The organism is Novosphingobium sediminis (assembly GCF_007991615.1).
GTDB classification, from domain to species: Bacteria; Pseudomonadota; Alphaproteobacteria; order Sphingomonadales; family Sphingomonadaceae; genus Novosphingobium; species Novosphingobium sediminis.
Genome location: NZ_BJYR01000007.1, coordinates 1 through 20,458, shown reverse-complemented (window position 1 = coordinate 20,458; position 20,458 = coordinate 1). Strand labels below are relative to the sequence as shown.

Below are 20,458 nucleotides of genomic sequence, written 5' to 3'. Positions count from 1 at the left end.
ACCCGAGGAACACGCGATGCGAACCGGCCATGAAGACAGCGAGCGCGAAGATGCGGCGCCCGTCGATATGCTCGCTTCGTTGTTCGAGGCGCGCGGCTGGCCTTGCGAGTTCGTTTCCGAGGACGAAATTCACGGCGAAATCCAGGGCAGCTGGGCCAGCTACCAGCTGCGCTGCATTTGGCGCAGCGAGGACCATGTCCTCCAGATCCTGTGCCTGCCCGATATCCGCGTCCCCGAAGACAAGCGCGGCGCGATGTTCGAGATCATGGCCCTGATCAACGAACAGGTCTGGCTCGGCCACTTCGATATCTGGTCGAACGGTTCGGTGCTGCTCTACCGCCACGGCCTGATGCTTGGCGATGACGGCCTGCTCAGCCTTGTTCAGGCGCAGACCGCGATCGAGGCTGCGGTTGACGAGTGCGACCGTTTCTACCCCGCGTTCCAGTTCCTTCTCTGGGGCGACAAGAGCCCCGCCGAAGCCCTCGCCAGCGCGCTGATCGACGCTGCCGGCGAGGCCTGATCTCCCCTCCCGCTTGCGGTAGGGGTCGCGGGTGGGCATGTGCGCTCACGACCATTCATTCCAAGCGGGAATCGCAACGTGACTTTCTCCCTCCTTCAGTTCGGCTGCGGCAATATGGGCGGCGCGATGCTTGCCGGCTGGCTCGCCGCCGGTTTCGATCCTGCCGCTTTCACCGTGGTCGACCCGCTGCTTGCCGAAGCGCCCACCGGTGTGCGCCTGCTGCGCGAAGCACCTGCTGAGGCCGCGCCTGCCGATGTCGTACTGCTCGGCTTCAAGCCGCAGCAATTCGCCGCTTCCGCGCCCGCCATCGCGCCGCATGTGGGTGAGGGGACGCTGCTCCTCTCGATCCTTGCCGGTGTCGATACGGCCACCTTGCGCGCCGCTTTCCCGCAGGCTGCTGCGATCGTGCGCGTCATGCCCAATCTCGCCGCGGCCATCGGCAAATCCCCCATTGCGCTTTACGGCGCGGCCGAAGGCGCCCCCCGCGAACGCACCGAAGCCCTGATGGCCCCACTTGGCCCCGCCGAATGGCTGGCCGAGGAAGGCGCGATGGACATTGTCACCGCGCTGGCCGGCTCGGGCCCCGCCTTCGTCTACCGCTTTATCGATGCGCTCGCAGAAGGCGCTGCGGCGCTTGGCCTGCCGCGCGTGCAGGCCGATCGGCTCGCGCTGGCCATGGTCGAAGGCGCCGCCGCGCTCGCGGCTTCCGCCTCCGCTGCCCCCGGCGAACTTGCCCGCCGCGTGGCCAGCCCCGGCGGCACCACCGAAGCCGGGCTCAAGGTGCTCGATGCCGATCAGCGCCTCGCCGCGCTGATCGCCGACACCCTGCGTGCCGCCCGTGATCGCAGCGCGGAGCTGACCGAAGCGGCCCGGAAGTGAGGCGCAGCGGTCATTCTTCCGGACCCGGGCCAAAACCGGAACTTATTACGCTTTGATACACGCCGTTATGGCCCTCATGCTTGAAAAGGCGTGGGTTTGGGGCGATATTGGCAGCACTCGGCCCATCCCGGGCTGAAACGGAGTTAGGTACGTCATGGCAAACTGGAATGACCCCCAGCCTTCAGGCTGGAGCCCGGCAGGCTTCGGCGCTGCGGCGGGTCTCGCCGGGCGCGGTGCCGCGTATGATGCGGGTCTGCGCCGCTACATGCTGTCGATCTACAACTACATGGCTTCGGGCGTGCTGCTCTCGGGCATCGTCGCGCTGCTGTTCGCCACCTCGGGCATGGCAGAGGCGGTGTTCGGCACCCCGCTGCGCTGGGTCGTCGCGCTGGCCCCGCTCGCCATCGTCATGGTGATGAGCTTTGGGGCGAACCGCATCTCGACGTTCACGATGCAGTCGCTGTTCTGGGCCTTCAGCGTGCTGATGGGCATTTCGCTCTCGGCGATCTTCGCGGTCTATACTGGTCCGTCGATCGCGGCGACGTTCTTCGCCACCGCAGGCGCCTTCGCCGGTCTCAGCCTCTATGGCTACACCACCACGAAGAGCCTGTCGGGCTTCGGCACGTTCCTTATCATGGGCCTCGTCGGCATCCTGATCGCCAGCCTGATCAACATCTTCCTGCAGTCGCCGGGTCTTGCCTGGGGCATCAGCTTCCTCGGTGTGCTGATCTTCGCAGGGCTGACCGCGTACGACACGCAGAAGCTCAAGCAGATGTACGATCACGTGGCGGGCACCGATTTCGCGGGCAAGATGATCGTGCTCGGCGCGCTCACGCTCTACCTCGATTTCGTGAACATGTTCACGTTCCTGCTGCAGTTCATGGGCGACCGCCGCTGATCTGAAGCACCAGTCACTTCACGTTGACGTGCCCGGCGGGCCTTCCGGCTCGCCGGGCATTTTCTTTGCGCGACGAGCCGGTTACAGGATGCGTCAAAGATAACCGGGGGGAACCTCTCGCATGCCTCGTACCTCGCGCCCTGTGGCGCCAGCTTTCCACCGCATTGCCCGCTTCCTGCCCGCTGCCGTGCTCGCCGCCGCACTGGCGAGCTGCGCTGCGCCTGCGCCGCCGCCACCTCCGCCGCCTCCTCCGCCGCCGGCCAAGCCCTACATTCCGCCGCCGCCGAAGCCCAAGCCACCCGCCGGCGCGAGCGAGAACCTCACCATCCCGCCGCTCGATGGCAGTGGTCTGCGCCAGTCGGTGAACCGCAACATCTCGTCCACGCAGATGCTGTGGAACCTGCGCTCGGCCCTGAATGTCGCCGCGCTCAATTGCAGCGACCCCAAGCACGCCGAGATCCTGCCGCGCTACAAGGCCTTCCTGAAGAACTACACCGCGACCCTCGCCGCCGCGAACCGCAAGGTCGATGCCGAGTTCAAGGCCCGTTACGGCGCGAAGTTCACCGCCCCGCGCGAGGCTTACATGACCTCGGTCTACAACCATTTCGCGCTACCGCCGGCGATGAACGAGTTCTGCAATGCGGCGCTTGCCGTCACCAGCGATCTGGACGCGGTAACGCCGCCTGCGCCCAAGGCTGCGCCTCCGAAGAAGGGCGCCAAGGCGGCCCCGGTGAGGACGCCCACGCTGAAGCCGGCCGAACTCGAAGCGTTCGCAGTCCGCAGCCTGCCGAACATCGAGGTGGTCTACGACGATTTCTACCGCCGCTATGAAAAGTACCGGCTCGATCTCGCCGAATGGAACGCCAGGTACGGCCCGCCGCCCGCGCCTGCCGCGAACAGCGGAACACCCTGATCTGGCTCGGCGCATTTTGCGCTTGGCAAGCGCGGTCCCGCTGGGCTAAGGGCCGCGCTCCCGGCAGGATGGCCTTGTGCCAGATTGCTGGAAGATACTGGGAACGGGGCCGTAGCTCAGCTGGGAGAGCGCGTCGTTCGCAATGACGAGGTCAGGGGTTCGATCCCCCTCGGCTCCACCAGTATGCCGTAAATTGGCCCCCCCTAGTTGATAAGGGGAACGGCCTGCGAATGGCACCGTTCTGCGCTTCCGGTGTTCGCGACCTTAATGGTCGCTGCGCGCCGGTTCTCGACCGGCACCATTCTCGGCTCGCTCGGAGCCAATTTCCGACATACTGGTCCTGCCAACCAACCATGCGCGACAGTTTTCGCGTTTTACGCTAGAGCGACCGCCATGCATTTTCTCGACCAGGCCAAGATCTTCATTCGCTCAGGCGCGGGCGGGCCGGGTGCGGTCAGCTTCCGGCGCGAGAAGTATGTCCAGTATGGCGGCCCCGATGGCGGCAATGGCGGCAAGGGCGGCGACATCATTTTCGAAGCGATCACCGGCCTCAACACGCTGATCGACTTCCGCTATACCCAGCATTTCCGGGCACAGCGCGGCGGCGGCGGCGCGGGCCAGAACCGCACCGGCGCGGCGGGCAACGATCTCGTCATCAAGGTCCCCGTCGGCACGCAGGTGATCGACGGCGAGGATGGCGAAACCGTGCTGCTCGACTTGACGGAGCCCGGCCAGCGCGAGGTTCTGCTGCGCGGCGGCGATGGCGGGCGCGGCAACCTTTCCTACAAGAGCTCGACGAACCGCGCCCCGCGCCAGGTTGGCCCAGGCTGGCCAGCGCAGGAAATGTACGTCTGGCTGCGGCTCAAGCTGCTGGCGGACGTCGGCCTTGTTGGCCTGCCCAATGCGGGCAAGTCCACCTTCATCAACCAGATCACCAACACCAAGGCCAAGGTGGGTGATTACGCCTTCACCACCTTGCGCCCGCAGCTTGGCGTAGTGCGCCATCGCAACCGCGAATTCGTGCTGGCGGATATTCCCGGCCTAATCGCCGGCGCCGCCGAAGGGGCAGGGGTAGGTGATCGCTTCCTCGGCCACATCGAACGCTGCCGCGTGCTGATCCACCTCATCGATATCAACGGCACCGATCCCGCCGAGGCGCTGCACATCGTGCAGGACGAACTCGAAGCCTATGGCGGCGGGCTCGACGAAAAGCCCCGCCTGATCGCGCTCAACAAGATCGACACCGTCGATGCCGAACTCGTCAGCGCCTTCCGCGCCGAGCTTCGTGCAGCTGGTGCGCGCCGCGTGTTCCCGATTTCCGGCGCCACGGGCAAGGGCATGAACGCCCTGCTTGATGCCGTGCTCGAACATCTCCCTGCCGCGACCGCAACCGAGCGGCCGGATGGTGAAGTGGAAGACGCGGACGACCAGAAGCCCTGGTCGCCGATCTGATCTGGTTCTGACTTCCCCCCGTCAGTGCATTGCGCTCTGGATTGCTTCGTCGCTTTGCTCCTCGCAATGACGAGAAGCGGTATGGTCTTCCTTCGTCATTGCGAGCGCAGCGAAGCAATCCAGAGCGGCCAGACGATTCCTCCGCGTTTGGCTCATGGCGACACCACCCAACCCCTTTCCGCGCTGCCGCATTTCCCCTAAGCGGCCCCCACCATGTCGATTGATCGCCTCCCACAGCTGACGGATGCCGCCGAGACACCGCGTCTTGTCATCAAGGTCGGCTCGGCGCTGCTTGTCGGCAAGGATGGCGAGCCGCGCCGGGCATGGCTTACGCTGCTGGTGGCGGAAATTGCCGCAGCCCGGGCGCGTGGGCAGGATGTCATCGTCGTATCGTCCGGTGCGATTGCGCTCGGCGCCCGCAAGCTCGGCCTTGCGCGGGGCGGGCGGGGGAGCCTCGCCGATGCGCAGGCCGCCGCCGCCGTTGGCCAAATCGCGCTCGCCGGGCTCTGGGCTGAACTCCTTGCCGCGCACGGTCTGATCGCGGCGCAGGTGCTGCTGACGCTTGAAGACCTTGAAGACCGCCGCCGCTATCTCAATGTCACCGCCACGCTCGGTACGCTGCTGGCTGCCGGCGCAGTGCCGGTCATCAACGAGAACGACACCGTCGCCACCGAGGAAATCCGCTTTGGCGATAACGACCGCCTCGCCGCCCGCGTCGGGCAGGCTGCGGGCGCGAGCGCGGTGCTTCTCCTTTCGGATATCGACGGCCTCTATGATCGCGATCCCCGGCTCGAAGGCGCGGTGCGCATTCCGGTGGTGCGCGGCGTGACGCCGGAGATCCATGCAATGGCGACGGGCGGTTCCTCCTCCGGCCTCGGCTCCGGGGGCATGACCTCGAAGCTGCAGGCCGCCGAGATCGCAGGCCTTGCGGGTATCGCGCTGGCGATCATCGATGGCCGCCCGGAAAGCCCCATCGCCGCCGCGCTTGGCGCCGAGCGTGGCACCTTGTTCTGTCCCCCGGCAAGATCCGGACGCAAGGCCCGCGCCCGCAAGGCGTGGCTTGGCGGCAAGCTGCGGATGAAGGGCTCCGTCACGGTCGATGCAGGTGCGGCTGCAGCGCTCGCGCGCGGCTCCAGCCTGCTTGCCGCAGGGGTAAAGGCGGTTGAGGGCAGCTTCCTGCGCGGCGATGCGATTGCCGTGCTCGGCCCGGATGGCGCCGTCGTCGCGCGCGGCCTTAGCGAATACGATGCGGCGGAATGCGCGGCGCTGATGGGGCACCCTTCCACCGAACACGAAGCGCTGCTCGGCTATGCGCCGCGCTCGGCGCTGATCCACCGCGACCAGTTGGTGATGCTGTGACAGAGGGCGCGCTCGTTGCGGTGACCGGCGCGACCGGTTTCGTGGGGCAGGCCGTGCTCCTGGCTGCCGGCCGGCAGGAAATCGAAGTACGCGCGCTCACGCGGCGCAAGCAGCGTCTGCGCGGCGGGGTCGAATGGATTGACGGCGATCTGGGCGACAAGGCCGCCCTCAAGCGCCTGATGGAAGGCGCCAGCGCGGTCATCCACATCGCCGGGGTGGTCAACGCCCCCGATCCTGCGGGCTTCGAGGAAGGCAATGTTCAGGGCACCCTGCGCGTGATCGAGGCGGCGCACGAGATGGGCGTCGGGCGGATGATCCACGTCTCCTCGCTCTCCGCGCGCGAGCCGCAACTGTCAGTTTACGGCGCATCCAAGCTACGCGGGGAGAAGCTGGTACGCGCCTCAGGGCTTGATTGGACCGTGGTTCGCCCGCCCGCTGTGTTCGGCCCGCGCGATACCGAAATGCTCGATCTGTTCCGCCTTGCGCGGCGGGGCTTCGTGCCGTTGCCGCCGCCCGGGCGGCTCTCGGTGATCCATGTCGCCGATCTGGCCCAACTGCTGCTCACGCTGCTTCCAAGCAGCGAGGAAACCACGCACCAGATCTTTGAGCCCGATGATGGCGAACCCGGCGGCTGGACACACGTCCGCCTTGCGCACGCCATCGGTGCGGCGGTGCGCGAAAAGCCGATCCGTCCGCTGTCGCTGTCCCCCCGGCTGGTCCACTTCGCCGCCCGGGCCGACCGGCTGTTCCGCGGCAAGAAGGCCAAGCTCACGTCAGACCGTGCGAGCTACATCTGTCACCCGGACTGGACTGTGGGGGAGGGCGCGCAGCCGCCCGCCTCGCTGTGGCGGCCCCGGATCGACACGCGCGAGGGGCTGAAGGCCACTGCCGCGTGGTATCGCGAGGCCGGCTGGCTGAAGTAGCCCCTCAGGCTGGCTCTACCAGCCCCGCCAGCCGAGCCGCGACCATGCTCTGCAGCGGCAAGCGCGCCTTCATCCGCACCGCCAGCAGCGCCGTGCCGCTCACCTTGCGCTGCACGAACAGCGTATCCATCGGAGGCAGGTGCCAGGTGTCGCGGTCCTGCGCCACCGGCTCGCCGAAATCGCGCAGTTTCGCGACGAAGCTGCGGTCGGCAAAGTCAAAGATCTCGGCCTTGTTCACATGCTCGAGGATCACCCCGATCACCCCTTCGAACGCATCGCCGTGCCGCGCCATCTGTTCTTCGGATGCGAAGCCCACCTCGCAGATGCGCCGCTTCAGCTCTGCCGGATCGCCATTCAGGCCGGCCTGCATCATCCGCGCATAGGCAGCGCGCGTCTCGTCCGGTACGGGACGCGCCGCGCCGAAATCGAGCAGCACGATCCTGCCCGTATCGGGCTGCCAGCGGTAGTTGGCGAAGTTCGGGTCGGTCTGCATGAAGCCGAACACGAACAGTTCGCGCAGCACCAGATCGAGCATCGCGGCCATCACCCGGTCGCGCACATCCTGTGCTGCCTCGGCCAGCGTATCGATCGGGCGTGAGGCGATGAAGTCCATCGTCAACACGCTTGGCCCGGTCAGTTCGTCGACCGGCGCGGGGACCACGAACATGTCCTCGCCCGCCAGCATCGCGCCATAGCGGCGCATCTGCTCCGCCTCGCGCAAGTAATCCGCTTCCTCGTGCAGCTGCCGCTTTGCCTCGACCAGCAGAGGCGAGATGTCGAGCGTCTTGGGGAGCAGGCCTGAAACGCGCAGCAGGGTCGCCACGTTGTCGATATCGGCATCGATGCTGGCGGCGATCCCCGGATACTGCACCTTCACCGCCACCGTGCGCCCATCGTGCAGCACTGCGCGATGGACCTGCCCGATGGAGGCAGCGGCAATCGGCGTCGCCTCGAAGCGGGCGAACTTGCGCCGCCAGTCCGGGCCCCATGTTGCCGCCAGCACGGTCTGCAATTGCTTGGGCGGCATGAAATGTGCCGCATCGCGCAGCCGGGCAAGGATTGCGGTCAGCTCCGCCGGCAGCAGATCGCCTGCATCGAGCGAGATCATCTGCCCCAGCTTCATCGCCGCGCCGCGCAGGCGGGACAGTTGCTCGGTCACGCGCGTCGCATTGGCGGGAGTGAGCAGGAGGTCCGCCATCTGCGGCCGCTCCCCGCGCGCGATCCGCTTTGCGCCTTCCGCGATCACACCGCCCGCAACGCCGCCCGCCAACTGGCCGAACGCCGAAAAGCGCGACAGGCGGCTGGTGGGAACCTTGCGATACCTGTCGTCGCTCAACGCATCATCCTTTGCAGAGCAGGCCGAACCCGCAGAAACCGCACATAGGCCCATTCGAGTGCCTTGAGCATTACGGGAATCCGCGCCAGCAGGCCAAGTGGACGCAGCAGCGGGATTGTTCGCCACATCGCCGCAAAGGCCGCCGCGCCATCCAGCAGCACGCCGTCCTCCCGTGCATGGAGCCGCGCCAGCAGCAGCGCCCGGTCGCGCGGGCAAGCCGCCGCGTCCTCGCTCACATCAACAAAGTTGATCCGCCGCGCCCGATCAAGCCGCCGCATCAGCGCAATCTCGCGCGTGCAGAGCGGACAAGCGCCATCGTACCAGACAGTGAGCGGGGCGGGGGCCATGGCCTTGCGCCTAGGCTTTGGCGCCCAGACCTCGCAAGGTGCTCAATGGTGAGGAGCGGCAAGGCGAGGCACAAGCCTCAAAACGCCGGATCGTACCCCGGAGGCAGTTCGCCGTCACTCTCGCTTGCGGGCGAACCCGGCACGTGAATGCCGCACTCTACCTTGTCCCAGCCCTTCCAACGGCCCGAACGCGGGTCTTCACCCGGCGCGACCTTGCTGGTGCAGGGGGCGCAGCCGATCGAGGGGTAGCCCTGCGCCACCAGCGGATGGCGAGGCAGATCGTGGCGGACAATGTAGGCCTCCAGATCGTCCGAACTCCACGAGGCGAGCGGGTTGAACTTCAGGCGGCCTTCGGCATCGGTGCGGTCGATCTCGAAGCGCGGCAGGCCCGAACGGGTCGAGGACTGGAAGCCCTTGCGTCCGCTGACCGAAGCATCGAACGCAAGCAGCGCGCGCGCCAGCGGCTGCACCTTGCGGATATCGCAGCAGCCATCGGGATCCCACGACCAGCGCAGGCCATTGCCATCCTTGGCTTCCAGCTGCGCGGCATCGGGCTCCACGATCAGCAGACCGGTCAGCCCAAGGTGCACCACCAGTTCATCGCGGTAGGCGATGGTTTCGGGGAAATGCTTGTGCGTTTCGAGGAAGATCACCGGGATCGACTTGTCGACCTGCGCAATCAGATGCAGCAGCACCGCGCTTTCCGCGCCGAAGCTGGAAACGACCGCCACATCGCCGATCAGCCTGTCCTTGAGGACGCTGCGCAGCATCTCGGGCGTGTCGGTGCCGCGAAACAGATTGTTGAGCCGGATCGCGTCACTCTCGGTGAAGCGCGGTCCGGCGTCGATCCGGTCTGCTGCGCGTGCTTCGTTAGAGGCCATGGCGCTTGGCCCAGATGGGCGAGCGGCCGTCCACCGTCTTCTGATAGACATCAGGCCAGGTCGCGAAGGCCTGCTGCGCCGCTTCGGCTGCAATCGGCTGCGCGGGCTGGAAGGCATCGAAGCCGCAGCGCTTCATGTGGCTGAGCTGATCGAGCAGCACATCGCCCACGGCGCGCAGTTCGCCCTTGAAGCCTGCTTCGCGCAGGATCCGCGCCGAAGAATAGCCGCGCCCGTCGGTATAGGCGGGGAAGCTCACCTCGACGAGCGCGATGCGCCCGAGATGCGGCACCAGCGCGCGGGCATCCTCGCCCGGCTCGATGCGCACGGCTGCGGCGTTGTCCGAGGCAAGGAAGTCTGAGAGCGACAGCACGGGCGCTCCGCTTGCCGGATCGACGCGCAGGCGCAGGAGAGTGTCAGCCATAAATCGCCTCCTTGAACGGGGCCATACCGATGCGGCGGTAGGTATCGATGAAGCGCTCGCCCTCGGCGCGCTGCGAGATGTAGACTTCGGTCGCGGTTTCGATCGCGTCGACGATGCCGTCTTCGCTGAAGCCGGGGCCGGTGATCGTGCCGAGCGAGGTATCCGATGCTTCCGAACCGCCCAGCAGCAACTGGTAGTTCTCGGTGCCCTTCTTATCGACACCCAGAATGCCGATGTGGCCGGCATGGTGGTGCCCGCAGGCATTGATGCAGCCCGAAATCTTGAGCTTGAGTTCGCCCAGCGTGCGCTGCCGCTCCGGCGAGGCGAACCGCGCCGAAATCTTCTGCGCCAGCGGGATCGAACGCGCATTGGCAAGGCTGCAATAATCGAGGCCAGGGCAGGCGATGATATCGCCAATCAGGTCGAGGTTTGCGGTGGCCAGACCCGCTTCATCCAGCTTCTGCCACAGCGCGTAGAGATCGCTCTGCTTCACATGCGGCAGCACGATGTTCTGCGTGTGGGTCACACGCAGTTCGTCGAGGCTGTAGGCTTCGGCGAGGTCAGCCATCAGGCGGATCTGGTCTGCCGTGGCATCGCCCGGAATGCCGCCCGCGGGCTTGAGACTGATGACGACCGCCTTGTAGCCCGCCTGCTTGTGCGGCGCGGTGTTCTGGTCGGCCCAAACGGCGAAATCGGGATCGCTGCGGTCATAGCCATCGGCGAGGCCGCTTTCGAGGCCCGGATCGGCGAAGAACGCGGCAATCCGCTCAAACTCGGCCTGCGGCGGCTCCAGCCCGAGGGTTAGGATATGCGCGAACTCTTCCTCCACCTGACGGCGGTATTCGTCCGCGCCGATCTCGTGGACGAGGATCTTGATGCGCGCCTTGTACTTGTTGTCGCGGCGGCCATAGCGGTTGTAGACGCGCAGGCAGGCCTCGGCGTAGCTCACCATCTGCAGCGCGGGCACGAACTCGCGGATCACTGGCGCGATCATCGGCGTGCGGCCCATGCCGCCGCCCACGAAGAAGCGCGCGCCGATCTCGCCCGCATCGTTCGTCACGATCTGGATGCCGATATCGTGCAGGCGCATCGCCGCGCGGTCGGTATCGCTCGCGATCACCGCGATCTTGAACTTGCGCGGCAGGTAATCGAACTCCGGATGGAAGCTCGACCACTGGCGCAGCAACTCTGCATAAGGGCGCGGATCGACCAGCTCGTCCGCCGCCGCCCCGGCAAAGTGGTCAGAGCTGATGTTGCGGATGCAGTTGCCGCTGGTCTGGATGGCATGCATCTCCACCGTCGCCAGATCGGCGAGGATCTGCGGTGCGTCCTCCAGCTTGATCCAGTTGTACTGGATGTTCTGGCGCGTGGTGAAGTGGCCATAGCCGCGGTCATACTTGTCCGCGATATCGCCCAGCAGGCGCATCTGGCGGCCATTCAGCGTGCCATAGGGAATGGCAACGCGCAGCATGTAGGCATGGAGCTGCAGGTAGAGCCCGTTCTTCAGCCGCAGCGGCTTGAACTGGTCCTCGGTGATTTCGCCCGCCATGCGGCGCGCCACCTGGCCGCGGAATTCCTCGACGCGGGCATCGACCATGGCCTGGTCGTATTGGTCATACTGGTACATGTTCAGATCACCTGCTTCGCGGCTTCGGGATCGCCGGGGCGGAGGGAAAGGTCGAGCCGCACGGTCGGGCCAAGCGCCCGGATGCGGTCCTTGATATGCGCGGGGCGGACGCCGGCTTCGGTGCGGGTCGCGGCAATCGCATAGCTCGCGTTCACGCGCCGCGCGGCTTCCTCGGCAGCGAGGATCGCGTCCGCGTGATCGCCCACGTCGACCGCGTCGTTCACATCGCGCGACCAGCCCTTGCCGTCCCACCAGACGACATCGCCGCTGCCCAAGTCATTTCCCGTCAAGATCTTCACGCAGCGGTCTCCGCTATCTTCTGCAATTCTTGTGCGCGCTCGCGCGCGGTCACTTCGCCGATCACGATGAGGGCAGGGCTCTTCACCTTCTGCTCCTCGACCAGCGCGCCGAGCCCGGCCAGCGCCCCGCGCAGCACGCGCATCGAAGGCCGCGCCGCGTTCTCGATCACCGCCACCGGCATATCGGGCGCGAGGCCATCGGCCATCAGCTTCTCGGCAATCGCCTCGCTCGTGGCGACGCCCATGTAGATCACCAGCGTGCGGCCAACGCCCGCAAGGCCGGCCCAGTTCTGCTCGGAAAGGCCCTTGCACTGGCCCGCCACGAAGCTGACGATCGAGGCGTTTTCGCGGTGCGTCAGCGGGATCTGCGCCGCCGCCGCCGCGCCCATCGCCGCGCTCACACCCGGCACGACCTGAACCGGAACCCCCGCCGCATAGCAGGCCTCCGCCTCTTCGCCGCCGCGCCCGAACACGAACGGATCGCCGCCCTTGAGGCGGATCACATCGTGCCCGGCCAGCGCCTCACGCACTAGCAGAGCGTTGATCTCATGCTGCTGCAAGGTGTGCCGCGCGCGGCTCTTCGCCACGGAAACCAGCCGCGCGCCCGCAGGGATCATCGCCATGATCGCCGGATCGACAAGCCCGTCATGCACGACGAGCTCCGCCGCCGCGAGCAGCCGCGCCGCGCGCAAGGTCAGAAGGTCCGGATCACCGGGCCCTGCTCCGACAAGGTAGACGGTGCCGATTCTGCCGGAATCCTGGGGGGGCGAATTGCTCATGGGCGCCAGATGGCCCTCCGCCCCCGCAATCGCCAGCGAGGAAACCTAGGGGGGCGGCTAGGTGAGCTTTAGCGCGCCGCCCACCCCCAACCCCTCCCGCATGCGGTAGGGGAGTAGTAGCGCCTTGTTGCTCCCCTCCCGCATGCGGGAGGGGCTGGGGGGTGGGCTCACGCCAGCGCCGAAGTTTGCCTGTGTCCGCTGTTCGAAAGAGTGGTACTGTCTTCGCGTCAAAATGCAGGGGGAGATATCCGATGGAACTGGTGCACGAGTTCACCTTCAGAGCCGGTCTGAAGCCGCCCCTTCCGATCGGCGCAGGCCCCATCGGCACGCGCATGTACTACGAGATCGATGGCGGCGAAGTGGTCGGCGACCGCCTCAGCGGGGTGATCCGCGGGGGCGGCGAGTGGGCGCTGATTGGGCCCGATGGCTTCCTCAGGGTCGACGTTCGCGCACAGGTCGAAACCCACGACGGGGCCTTTCTCTACGTGCAGTATTTCGGGCTGCTCGAAATGAACGCGGCCGTCATGGGCGCCATCGAAAACGGCACAGGGACCGAGTTCACCGATCAGTACTTCGTCACCAACCCGAGGATGGAGACCGGAGACCCGCGCTACAGCTGGGTCAACACGACATTCTTCGTTGGCGAAGGCCGCGTCCTTCCGGGGCTCGGGATCGAATACCGAGTCTACCGTCCGGCAAGGGGCCCTGCGGCGGCTGGGTGAAGCCAGCATCGCGCAAAGTTCGCAGCGTCAGTGCGCCGGATGTTCCGGCATTAGCATGATGGACAAGAAAATGGCACAGAAGGCGATAGCCAGAACGAGGCCGAGAACCATCTGCTGGCGCACTGCACGCTGGTGGACATCATTGACCTGAAACGTGCTGATCCGCGCGGTGAGGAATACCAGAACGTAGGGGGCAGCGAAGAAGAGAATATCCCCCTTTGACGCCGGAAGGTGGCGGAGCGGTGAGAAGAACAAGCCGAGGTCGCATAACGCCGCGATCAACAAGGCTATCTTTGGCCAGCGCTCATCAGGGTATTCGGTGATGAGTTTTGCAGCGAGCCAGAAACATGCCAGTGCGCAGGCGATGCGGTAGGTCAGAGCAAACGGTACGCTAAATCTGTCCTGCAGCGTGAACGCGAAGATGAGAAACACCGCAATTCCGGAAAACGCCGCAGCAGCCCGCAGCAAAGGCGATTTCATTCGCTATCGCCGTTGCGCCGATCGTCGGAAGATCGGCCTCCTGTCTGAACCTGCGTTCCCCGCTGGCCCAGCGCCTCAGCCAGCACCCGCAGCCCATCTGAATCCCGCAGCGTCACGTCCGATTGCGGCAGCGGAATGCTCACGCCGCTGTCTTTCAGCGCATGCCACGCGGCCTTCAGCACATCGGACCGCACGTTGCCCACGCCGTTTTCCGGGTCGTTGATCGAGATGTAGATGAGCAGCTGGATCGCGCTCGCCCCGAAGGCATCGAACAGGATCGAGGGCGCCGGATCGCGCAGCACGCGCGGCACCGTCATCGCCGCTTCCAGCAGTAGCTTTTCGGCAAGGTCGAGGTCGCTGCCATAGGCCACGTTCACCGGGATCGTGATGCCCACTTCCTTCGAGCTGTGCGACCAGTTCTCGACTTGCGTGGTCATCAGGATTTCGTTCGGGATCAGGATTTCGCGGTTGTCGCGCGTCGCCACGGTGATCGCGCGCACCCCGATCCGGCTGACCACGCCGAAGGTGCTGCCCTTGGTGTCGTTCACCGCCACGACGTCGCCCGGTTTGATCGAGCGGTCCATCAGCAGGATCACGCCCGCGATCAGGTTGCCGAAGGTCTTCTGCAGGCCAAAGCCGACCGCGAGGCCGAAGGCGCCCGAAAACACCGTCAGCGTGGTGAGGTTGATCCCCACCGCATCGATGCCGACGAGCACCGCGACGGTCCACACCGTCACCGTCATCAGTTTCTCGCCGAGCGCCTTCTGCGTCCCGTCGAGGCCCTTCATGCCCCGTACCGCGCGCCGGCCGACACGGCCGGCCACACGCCCGAACACGATCACCAGAATGACGACCACGACCATCCACACCGCGTTGAACAGCGAGATGTGCGTGCGGCCGACATCGAAGCCGATGTCATCGAGCGAGGCGGCCCAGTCGATCACCGTGCGGCGCAGCTTGGTCCACTCGCTCATGCGGCGGCCCGCCATGTTGTCAGAGCGCGCGCAAGGTCTGCGATCAGGTCTCCCGCATCCTCGAGGCCGATGGAAAGCCGCACGCCGAACAGGTCGCCCGCGTCCAGCCCGGGCAGCGGCCATGGGCTCGCGGTGCGGATGGAGGCTGGGTCGACCGGGGTGGCCAGGCTCTCGAACCCGCCCCACGAATAGCCGATGCCGAACAGCGATAGCCCATCGATCAGCGCATCACGCGCCGCCGAAGTGCCGCCTTTCAGCACGAAGCTCAGCAGCCCGCAGCCGCCGGTAAAGTCGCGCTTCCACAGCTCATGCCCCGGCGATCCGGGCAGCATCGGGCACATCACCCTGGCCACCTCCGGCTGCGCGGAAAGCCATTCGGCCACCGCCAGCGCCGAGCCTGTTTCCTGCGCCAGCCGCAGCCCCATCGTGCGCAGACCGCGCAGCATCAGCGCGGCATCATCGGGGGAGACGACATTGCCCAGCCCCTGCGCGCGCAGCCGCAGCTTGCGGTACCACGCCGGACCCGCGCTCGCGCTGCCCATCATGGCGTCGGAATGCCCGCCGACATGCTTGGTCAGGCTCATGATCGTGATGTCCGCCCCGCGCTCCAGCGCCGGAAACCCCAGCGGCGAGGCCCAGGTGTTGTCGAGCACCACCGTCACCCCATGCGCCTTCGCGATGGCCGAAAGCCGCGGCACATCGCAGACTTCGATCGTCAGGCTACCCGGATTTTCCAGCAGCACCGCCTTGGTCCGCTCGCAGATCGCGGCCTCGAACGCCGCCGGGTCCGCCGGATCGAACCAGCGCGTCTCCACGCCGAAATCCTTGAGCAGACCGCGCCCCATCGCGCGGCTGGGTTCATAGGCATTGTCGATCATCAGCAGCACATCGCCCGGCCGCAGCACCGTCAGCAGCGCTCCCATGATCGCGGCGACGCCGGAAGGATAGAGCACCGTGCCCTCAGCCCCCGGCTCCAGCGCCGTCAGCGCCTCGCTCAGCGCCCACTGCGTTGGCGCGCCGCGCCGGCCATAATAGAACTTGCCGTCCTCGTTCGCCGGATGCGCCCTGAGCGCCGCCATATCGGGATAGAGATGCGTGCTTGCGCGATAGACCGGCGGATTGACCACCGCACCGGGATGATCCGCGCTACCCGTCCATTCCGCCCGCCGGCCAACGCCCACAAGCCGCGTACCGATGCCTGCGCCTTCGATGTCATGTTCCGCCATGGAGCGGTCTTAGGCGGATTTTGCGGGGAAGGGAATCATGGGGTTGATCGGCTCACGCACCAAATGGCCCAATCCGCATCAAACAATCACCCAACCTCGTCGTTGCGAGCGCAGCGAAGCAAGCCAGAGCGTCACACACAGCCGCTCTGGATTGCTTCGTCGCTACGCTCCTCGCAATGACGAGGGAGGGGGAGGGGCGCTCATCCCCAACCGCTCATGCTGAGCTTGTCGAAGCATCCGGCTCAGGCAGTCTCGCCAGTAGTCTGGTATGCGCAGGGCTAGCAGAGTTGGGGGGAGGCCACTGCGTTACCGGGCCTCCCACTCCGTTTGGGGGAAGCACTCACAGCCTGGCCGGACTTCCCACTCAGTCTTGGGGGTTAGCACTCAGCTAAGCCGGGCTTTCCACTCCGCCGGGAAAGATGGCAGAATTGCGCTATTCGGGAAAGTCGGGATGCTCCGCAAACGGACCGAAATTCGATCCGGTTTCGATCCCCTTTACCGCGCCGCCCCAGTCTCTTTCGGCGTCGCCGGATCGGAGCCCCATTCGCTCCAGCTGCCATCATAAAGCGCCACGTCGTGCTTGCCGATCAACTGGGCTGCGAAGATCAGCACGTTCGCCGTCACGCCCGAACCGCAGCTGCTAATCAGCGGACGAGTCAGGTCCACGCCAGCCGCATCGAACACAGCGCGGATCTCGTCGGGCGATTTCCATGTGCCGTCGGGCTTGAACATGCTGGCGTAATAGACGTTGCGCGCGCCCGGAATGTGTCCGCTGGCAAGGCCCGGCTTCACTTCAGCCACATCGCCGGTGAACCGCCCGGGCCCCCGCGCATCGATCACGAGCGCCGCGTTGCTCTCGAGGTTGGCCAGCACATCGTCCTTGCTGCGCACCTGCCGGTCGTCGCTCCACACGGTGAAGTGCCGGTGCCGCAGCGTTTCCTTGCCCTGCGCGCAGGGGCGGCCTTCCGCCTTCCACTTGGCGATGCCGCCATCGAGCAGCGCCACATTGGCCGCGCCGAACATCGTCAGCATGAACCACGCGCGCGCCGCGGTCTTCACCGGGCTGTCGTCGTAAAGCACGATGCGGCTGCCATCGCCGAGGCCAAGGCTCTGCATCTTGCTGGCGAAACGTTCGGCGCTGGGCAGCATGTTCAGGCCCGGCCGCGCCGGATCAGCAAGCTCGGCAAGGTTCATGAACACCGCGCCAGGAATGTGGCACGCCTCGTATTCCAGCGCGGGATCGCGGCTGTGCTCGGGCAGAAACGCGCTCGCATCGACGATGCGCAGATCACTCGCGCGCAGCTCGCTGGCGAGCCACTGGGTCGAGACCAGGGAATCCATGGGTCAGCTCCGTCCTGCATGCGGCCCGTCTCTGCGGGTCCTTGATGGGGGAGACTAACCCCGCCCCCCGCCGTCGTCACGCCAAAAATGGTGCGATTCCGCCGCTTTTCTGGCCTGCCCCAAGCGCCCGCTTGCCCCGCCGCGCACACGGGTGCAAAGGCGCGCCCACGAAAGGACCTTCCGCATGACCGATATCGGCGCCATCCCGCTGCACCTGGGCCAGACCAGCAGCCTGCCTGCCTCGCCCGAGGAGGCCGTGCTCGACTATGTGCCCAATCCGCGCGCCGGATCGCTGTTCCTCGTGCGCTTTGCCGCGCCGGAATTCACCTCGCTCTGCCCGGTGACCGGCCAGCCCGATTTCGCGCATCTCGTGATCGACTACGCGCCGGGCGAAACCATCGTGGAATCAAAGTCGCTGAAGCTGTTCCTCGGCGCGTTCCGCAATCATGCGGGCTTTCACGAGGATGTCACCGTCGGCATCGGCCAGCGCCTGTTCGCCGAAATGAGCCCACGCTGGCTGCGTATCGGTGGCTACTGGTATCCGCGCGGCGGCATCCCGATCGACGTGTTCTGGCAATCGGATGCGCCCCCTGCCGGGCTGTGGGTGCCCGATCAGGGGGTCGCCTCCTACCGCGGCCGGGGATAGGGCTGGCGCGCTTCAGCGCCGCCAGTACCCGCCGCGATACTGGTCTGCCGCTTCGTCGATCCAGTGGTCGATGCGGGCATAGTCGCGCTGAATCTTGCCAACCGCGCGCCAGTCGCCTTCGCGGCATTCGTGCTGTTCCTTCCACTGCAGCTTGTCGATATCCCGCTGGATGCGCTGCGCGGTGCGGTAGTCGATCAGGCCGCGGCTGGTCTTGAAGCGAAGCTCGCGTTCCAACTGGTAGCCGCGCTGGCCAGAGCAGGCGCCGCCGAAATTGCCGCGGTCGCCGCCGCCATACTGCTGCGAGTAACCCCAGCCATTGCCGCGCCAGTCATGTGCGCTGGCCGTGCCGGTGCTGGTCGCCGCGCCGCCGAGAGCGAGCGCCGCTGCAAAAACCTTGGTCATCGTCTTCATTGTCGTTCCCCTTCACTGGTTCCGATGAAGCCAATCTGCCTGATTCGCCGTGGCACGAGCCTGAATGCCGCGTTGGCCCGCGTTCATCTTGGGGGTTACTTTTCTGAACAAGCAGGGTTCCCGCTTGCGCGAGCGGTCGGCGCTGCCAAAAAGAGGCTGCAAGAGAGCGCAGCGCTCCGAGGGAGACAGGATAGACATGAGCGGCGATACCGATTTCACCGGCCGGAAGGTCCTCGTCGTCGGCGGATCGAGCGGCATCGGCAACGGCATTGCCCGCGCCTTCGCGGCGCGCGGGGCTGAAGTCCACGTCTGGGGCACCCGCGCGCGGGCAGAGGACTACGATCCCTCCGAGGGTTCGGACCTCACCGGCCTCGGCTACACTTCAGTCGATGTTTCCGATCCCGATGCCATCGATGCCGCGCCTTTGCCCTTCGCCAGCCTCGATGTCCTCGTCCTCTGCCAGGGCACCGTGGTCTACAAGCGCGGCGAGTTCGAGCGTCCCGGCTGGGATAAGGTCATGGCGGTCAATCTCGACAGCCTGATGAACTGCGCCCGCAAGTTCAAACCGCAGCTTCTTGAAACCAAGGGCAGCCTCATCACCGTCAGCTCGGTCGCGGGCTTCGGCGCGAATGTCGGCAACCCCGCCTATGCGGCCTCCAAGGCCGGTGCGGTCAGCCTCACCCGCACGCTCGGCAATGCCTGGGCAGGGGAGGGCATCCGCGTGAACGGGATCGCCCCCGGCCTTGTCGATACCAAGCTCACCAAGGTGACGACCGAGAACCCGCAGCGCCTCGCCGGTTCGATCGCCCGCATCCCGCAGGGCCGTCTCGGCACGCCGGAAGACATGGCGGGCGCCGTCCTCTTCCTCGCCAGCCCGCTCGCCAGCTACGTCACCGGGCAGACGCTGATCGTCGATGGAGGGCTCACGCTGTGAAGGCCCTGCGCTACTACGGCGCGCGCGATGTGCGCTATGAAAGCATGGACGACCCCGCGCCGCAGTCCGATGGCGATGCCGTAGTCCGCGTCACCGCCTGTTCGATCTGCGGGTCGGATCTCCACATCTACCACGGCCACGGCTTCTCGAAGGACATCGGCTTCTGCGTCGGCCACGAGGCGGTCGGCGAAGTCGTCGAAGTCGGCAAGGGCGTGCAGCGCCACAAGGTCGGCGATCTTGTGATGATCCCCGCCGCGGTCGGCTGCGGCCGCTGCCGCTCGTGCCTTGCCGGTGTGGTCAACACCTGCGAGTTCAATATGGGCGCCTGCTACGGCCTCTCCGCCGCGCTGCAAGGCTCGCAGGCCGAAGCCGTGCGCGTCCCCGCCGCCGATGCCAACGCGGTCGCCATCCCGGAAGGAGTCAGCGAGGAACAGGCCTTGATGATGACCGACGCGCTGGCGACGGCCTGGTACGGCGTGCGCAATGCAGACGTCGTCCCCGGCGCCTCGGTCGCGGTCATCGGCCTCGGTCCCATCGGCCTCATGGCGGTTGACAGCGCTTATGTGATGGGCGCCCACGTCGTCTACGCGATCGATCCGATCCCCGAACGCCGCGCGATCGCTGAAGCCGCAGGCGCGATCACGCTCCACCCGGACGAAGCGCTCGAACGCATCAAGGCAGACGGCAAGGGCAAGAAGCTCGATTGCGTGGTTGAAGTCGTCGGCAGCGACGCGACGGTCGATTTCGCCCTCCGCCTCGTCCGCCCGCGCGGCACTGTCTCGGTCATCGGCGTCCAGCAATCCCGCCGCTTCGCCTTCCCGCTGGAGCGCGCCTTCGCCGCCGGCCTCACCTTCCGCACCGGCACCTGCTCGGTCCCCGAAGAGTTGCCTGCGCTGTTCCCGCTCGTCCGATCCGGCCGCCTCAGGCCCGAGCGCTACGTCAGCCACCGCATGCCGCTGAGCGAGGGTGCAGAGGCCTACCGCTTGTTCGAAGCGCGTGAGGCAGGTGCGCTGAAGATGGTGCTGACGCCGGACTAGCGATCCACCGCTCCAACGTTCGCTATCGCCCCCATCCTCGTCATTGCCCCCTT

The 20,458-nt window shown here is 66.3% G+C and carries 23 protein-coding genes and 1 tRNA gene; 12 read left to right on the top strand and 12 right to left on the bottom strand.

From position 1 onward, the window contains the following. Positions 1 to 16 precede the first annotated feature (16 nt). The 8 genes from NSE01_RS04750 to NSE01_RS04715 all read left to right on the top strand — a co-directional run bounded on the left by NSE01_RS04750 (position 17) and on the right by NSE01_RS04715 (position 6,944). On the top strand, positions 17 to 520 hold the full coding sequence (locus tag NSE01_RS04750) for a type III secretion system chaperone family protein (RefSeq protein WP_147158498.1): 504 nt from the start codon (positions 17 to 19) through the stop codon (positions 518 to 520). A gap of 78 nt (positions 521 to 598) precedes the next feature. Beyond that, positions 599 to 1,399: a pyrroline-5-carboxylate reductase gene (proC, locus tag NSE01_RS04745; RefSeq protein ID WP_281289470.1), complete on the top strand. Its 801-nt coding sequence runs from the start codon at positions 599 to 601 to the stop codon at positions 1,397 to 1,399. A gap of 154 nt (positions 1,400 to 1,553) precedes the next feature. Beyond that, positions 1,554 to 2,297, top strand: coding sequence for a Bax inhibitor-1/YccA family protein (locus NSE01_RS04740; RefSeq protein WP_147158497.1), 744 nt, complete (start codon positions 1,554 to 1,556; stop codon positions 2,295 to 2,297). A gap of 121 nt (positions 2,298 to 2,418) precedes the next feature. Next, on the top strand, positions 2,419 to 3,210 hold the full coding sequence (locus tag NSE01_RS21470) for a hypothetical protein (RefSeq protein ID WP_176590045.1): 792 nt from the start codon (positions 2,419 to 2,421) through the stop codon (positions 3,208 to 3,210). A gap of 105 nt (positions 3,211 to 3,315) precedes the next feature. Continuing rightward, a tRNA-Ala gene (locus NSE01_RS04730) sits at positions 3,316 to 3,391 on the top strand. A gap of 212 nt (positions 3,392 to 3,603) precedes the next feature. Continuing rightward, a complete protein-coding gene (gene obgE / locus NSE01_RS04725) occupies positions 3,604 to 4,662 on the top strand; it encodes a GTPase ObgE (RefSeq protein WP_147158496.1) in 1,059 nt (352 codons plus the stop codon). Between the two features lie 213 nt (positions 4,663 to 4,875). Continuing rightward, positions 4,876 to 6,021 (top strand): glutamate 5-kinase, encoded by a 1,146-nt coding sequence (gene proB / locus NSE01_RS04720; protein ID WP_147158495.1) that lies wholly within the window; start codon positions 4,876 to 4,878, stop codon positions 6,019 to 6,021. Continuing rightward, complete coding sequence (locus tag NSE01_RS04715; RefSeq protein WP_246135035.1) at positions 6,018 to 6,944, top strand: NAD-dependent epimerase/dehydratase family protein; 927 nt, start codon at positions 6,018 to 6,020, stop codon at positions 6,942 to 6,944. Before proB ends, NSE01_RS04715 begins: the two co-directional genes overlap by 4 nt. A gap of 4 nt (positions 6,945 to 6,948) precedes the next feature. Here NSE01_RS04715 and NSE01_RS04710 read toward each other — a convergent pair whose 3' ends face one another. From NSE01_RS04710 to cobA, 7 genes are all read right to left on the bottom strand, one after another. Beyond that, positions 6,949 to 8,280, bottom strand: a complete 1,332-nt coding sequence (locus NSE01_RS04710; RefSeq protein WP_147158493.1) for an ABC1 kinase family protein — start codon at positions 8,278 to 8,280, stop codon at positions 6,949 to 6,951. Then, positions 8,277 to 8,627 carry a thiol-disulfide oxidoreductase DCC family protein gene (locus NSE01_RS04705; protein ID WP_147158492.1) on the bottom strand — a complete coding sequence of 117 codons (351 nt, stop codon included), beginning with the start codon at positions 8,625 to 8,627 and terminating at the stop codon, positions 8,277 to 8,279. The genes NSE01_RS04710 and NSE01_RS04705 overlap by 4 nt, the downstream gene beginning before the upstream one ends. Before the next feature lie 77 nt (positions 8,628 to 8,704). Continuing rightward, entirely contained in the window at positions 8,705 to 9,508 is an 804-nt protein-coding gene (locus NSE01_RS04700; RefSeq protein ID WP_147158491.1) for a phosphoadenylyl-sulfate reductase, read from the bottom strand. Next, on the bottom strand, positions 9,498 to 9,929 hold the full coding sequence (locus tag NSE01_RS04695) for a DUF934 domain-containing protein (protein WP_147158490.1): 432 nt from the start codon (positions 9,927 to 9,929) through the stop codon (positions 9,498 to 9,500). The genes NSE01_RS04700 and NSE01_RS04695 overlap by 11 nt, the downstream gene beginning before the upstream one ends. After that, the gene (locus NSE01_RS04690; protein WP_147158489.1) at positions 9,922 to 11,556 is read right to left on the bottom strand and encodes a nitrite/sulfite reductase; all 1,635 of its coding nucleotides are present in this window, start codon (positions 11,554 to 11,556) and stop codon (positions 9,922 to 9,924) included. The genes NSE01_RS04695 and NSE01_RS04690 overlap by 8 nt, the downstream gene beginning before the upstream one ends. 2 nt (positions 11,557 to 11,558) lie before the next feature. Beyond that, positions 11,559 to 11,855, bottom strand: coding sequence for a DUF2849 domain-containing protein (locus tag NSE01_RS04685; protein ID WP_147158488.1), 297 nt, complete (start codon positions 11,853 to 11,855; stop codon positions 11,559 to 11,561). Continuing rightward, positions 11,852 to 12,634 carry a uroporphyrinogen-III C-methyltransferase gene (gene cobA / locus NSE01_RS04680; RefSeq protein ID WP_147158487.1) on the bottom strand — a complete coding sequence of 261 codons (783 nt, stop codon included), beginning with the start codon at positions 12,632 to 12,634 and terminating at the stop codon, positions 11,852 to 11,854. The genes NSE01_RS04685 and cobA overlap by 4 nt, the downstream gene beginning before the upstream one ends. A gap of 251 nt (positions 12,635 to 12,885) precedes the next feature. Here cobA and NSE01_RS04675 point away from each other — a divergent pair, with 251 nt between their 5' ends. Continuing rightward, on the top strand, positions 12,886 to 13,356 hold the full coding sequence (locus NSE01_RS04675) for a DUF3237 domain-containing protein (protein WP_147158486.1): 471 nt from the start codon (positions 12,886 to 12,888) through the stop codon (positions 13,354 to 13,356). 27 nt (positions 13,357 to 13,383) lie between these two features. Here NSE01_RS04675 and NSE01_RS04670 read toward each other — a convergent pair whose 3' ends face one another. The 4 genes from NSE01_RS04670 to sseA all read right to left on the bottom strand — a co-directional run bounded on the left by NSE01_RS04670 (position 13,384) and on the right by sseA (position 17,377). Then, entirely contained in the window at positions 13,384 to 13,836 is a 453-nt protein-coding gene (locus tag NSE01_RS04670; protein ID WP_147158485.1) for a hypothetical protein, read from the bottom strand. Next, on the bottom strand, positions 13,833 to 14,810 hold the full coding sequence (locus tag NSE01_RS04665) for a mechanosensitive ion channel family protein (RefSeq protein ID WP_174811994.1): 978 nt from the start codon (positions 14,808 to 14,810) through the stop codon (positions 13,833 to 13,835). The genes NSE01_RS04670 and NSE01_RS04665 overlap by 4 nt, the downstream gene beginning before the upstream one ends. Further along, positions 14,807 to 16,036, bottom strand: a complete 1,230-nt coding sequence (gene metC / locus NSE01_RS04660; RefSeq protein WP_147158483.1) for a cystathionine beta-lyase — start codon at positions 16,034 to 16,036, stop codon at positions 14,807 to 14,809. Before metC ends, NSE01_RS04665 begins: the two co-directional genes overlap by 4 nt. Before the next feature lie 495 nt (positions 16,037 to 16,531). After that, positions 16,532 to 17,377: a 3-mercaptopyruvate sulfurtransferase gene (sseA, locus tag NSE01_RS04655; protein WP_147158482.1), complete on the bottom strand. Its 846-nt coding sequence runs from the start codon at positions 17,375 to 17,377 to the stop codon at positions 16,532 to 16,534. A gap of 184 nt (positions 17,378 to 17,561) precedes the next feature. Here sseA and queF point away from each other — a divergent pair, with 184 nt between their 5' ends. After that, positions 17,562 to 18,023, top strand: coding sequence for a preQ(1) synthase (gene queF, locus NSE01_RS04650; protein ID WP_147158481.1), 462 nt, complete (start codon positions 17,562 to 17,564; stop codon positions 18,021 to 18,023). A 12-nt stretch (positions 18,024 to 18,035) separates the two neighbouring features. Here queF and NSE01_RS04645 read toward each other — a convergent pair whose 3' ends face one another. Beyond that, a complete protein-coding gene (locus NSE01_RS04645) occupies positions 18,036 to 18,434 on the bottom strand; it encodes a hypothetical protein (RefSeq protein WP_147158480.1) in 399 nt (132 codons plus the stop codon). Between the two features lie 196 nt (positions 18,435 to 18,630). Here NSE01_RS04645 and NSE01_RS04640 point away from each other — a divergent pair, with 196 nt between their 5' ends. Continuing rightward, a complete protein-coding gene (locus tag NSE01_RS04640; protein WP_147158479.1) occupies positions 18,631 to 19,368 on the top strand; it encodes an SDR family NAD(P)-dependent oxidoreductase in 738 nt (245 codons plus the stop codon). Beyond that, positions 19,365 to 20,405: an alcohol dehydrogenase family protein gene (locus NSE01_RS04635; protein ID WP_147158478.1), complete on the top strand. Its 1,041-nt coding sequence runs from the start codon at positions 19,365 to 19,367 to the stop codon at positions 20,403 to 20,405. The genes NSE01_RS04640 and NSE01_RS04635 overlap by 4 nt, the downstream gene beginning before the upstream one ends. The last annotated feature ends 53 nt before the right edge of the window (positions 20,406 to 20,458 follow it).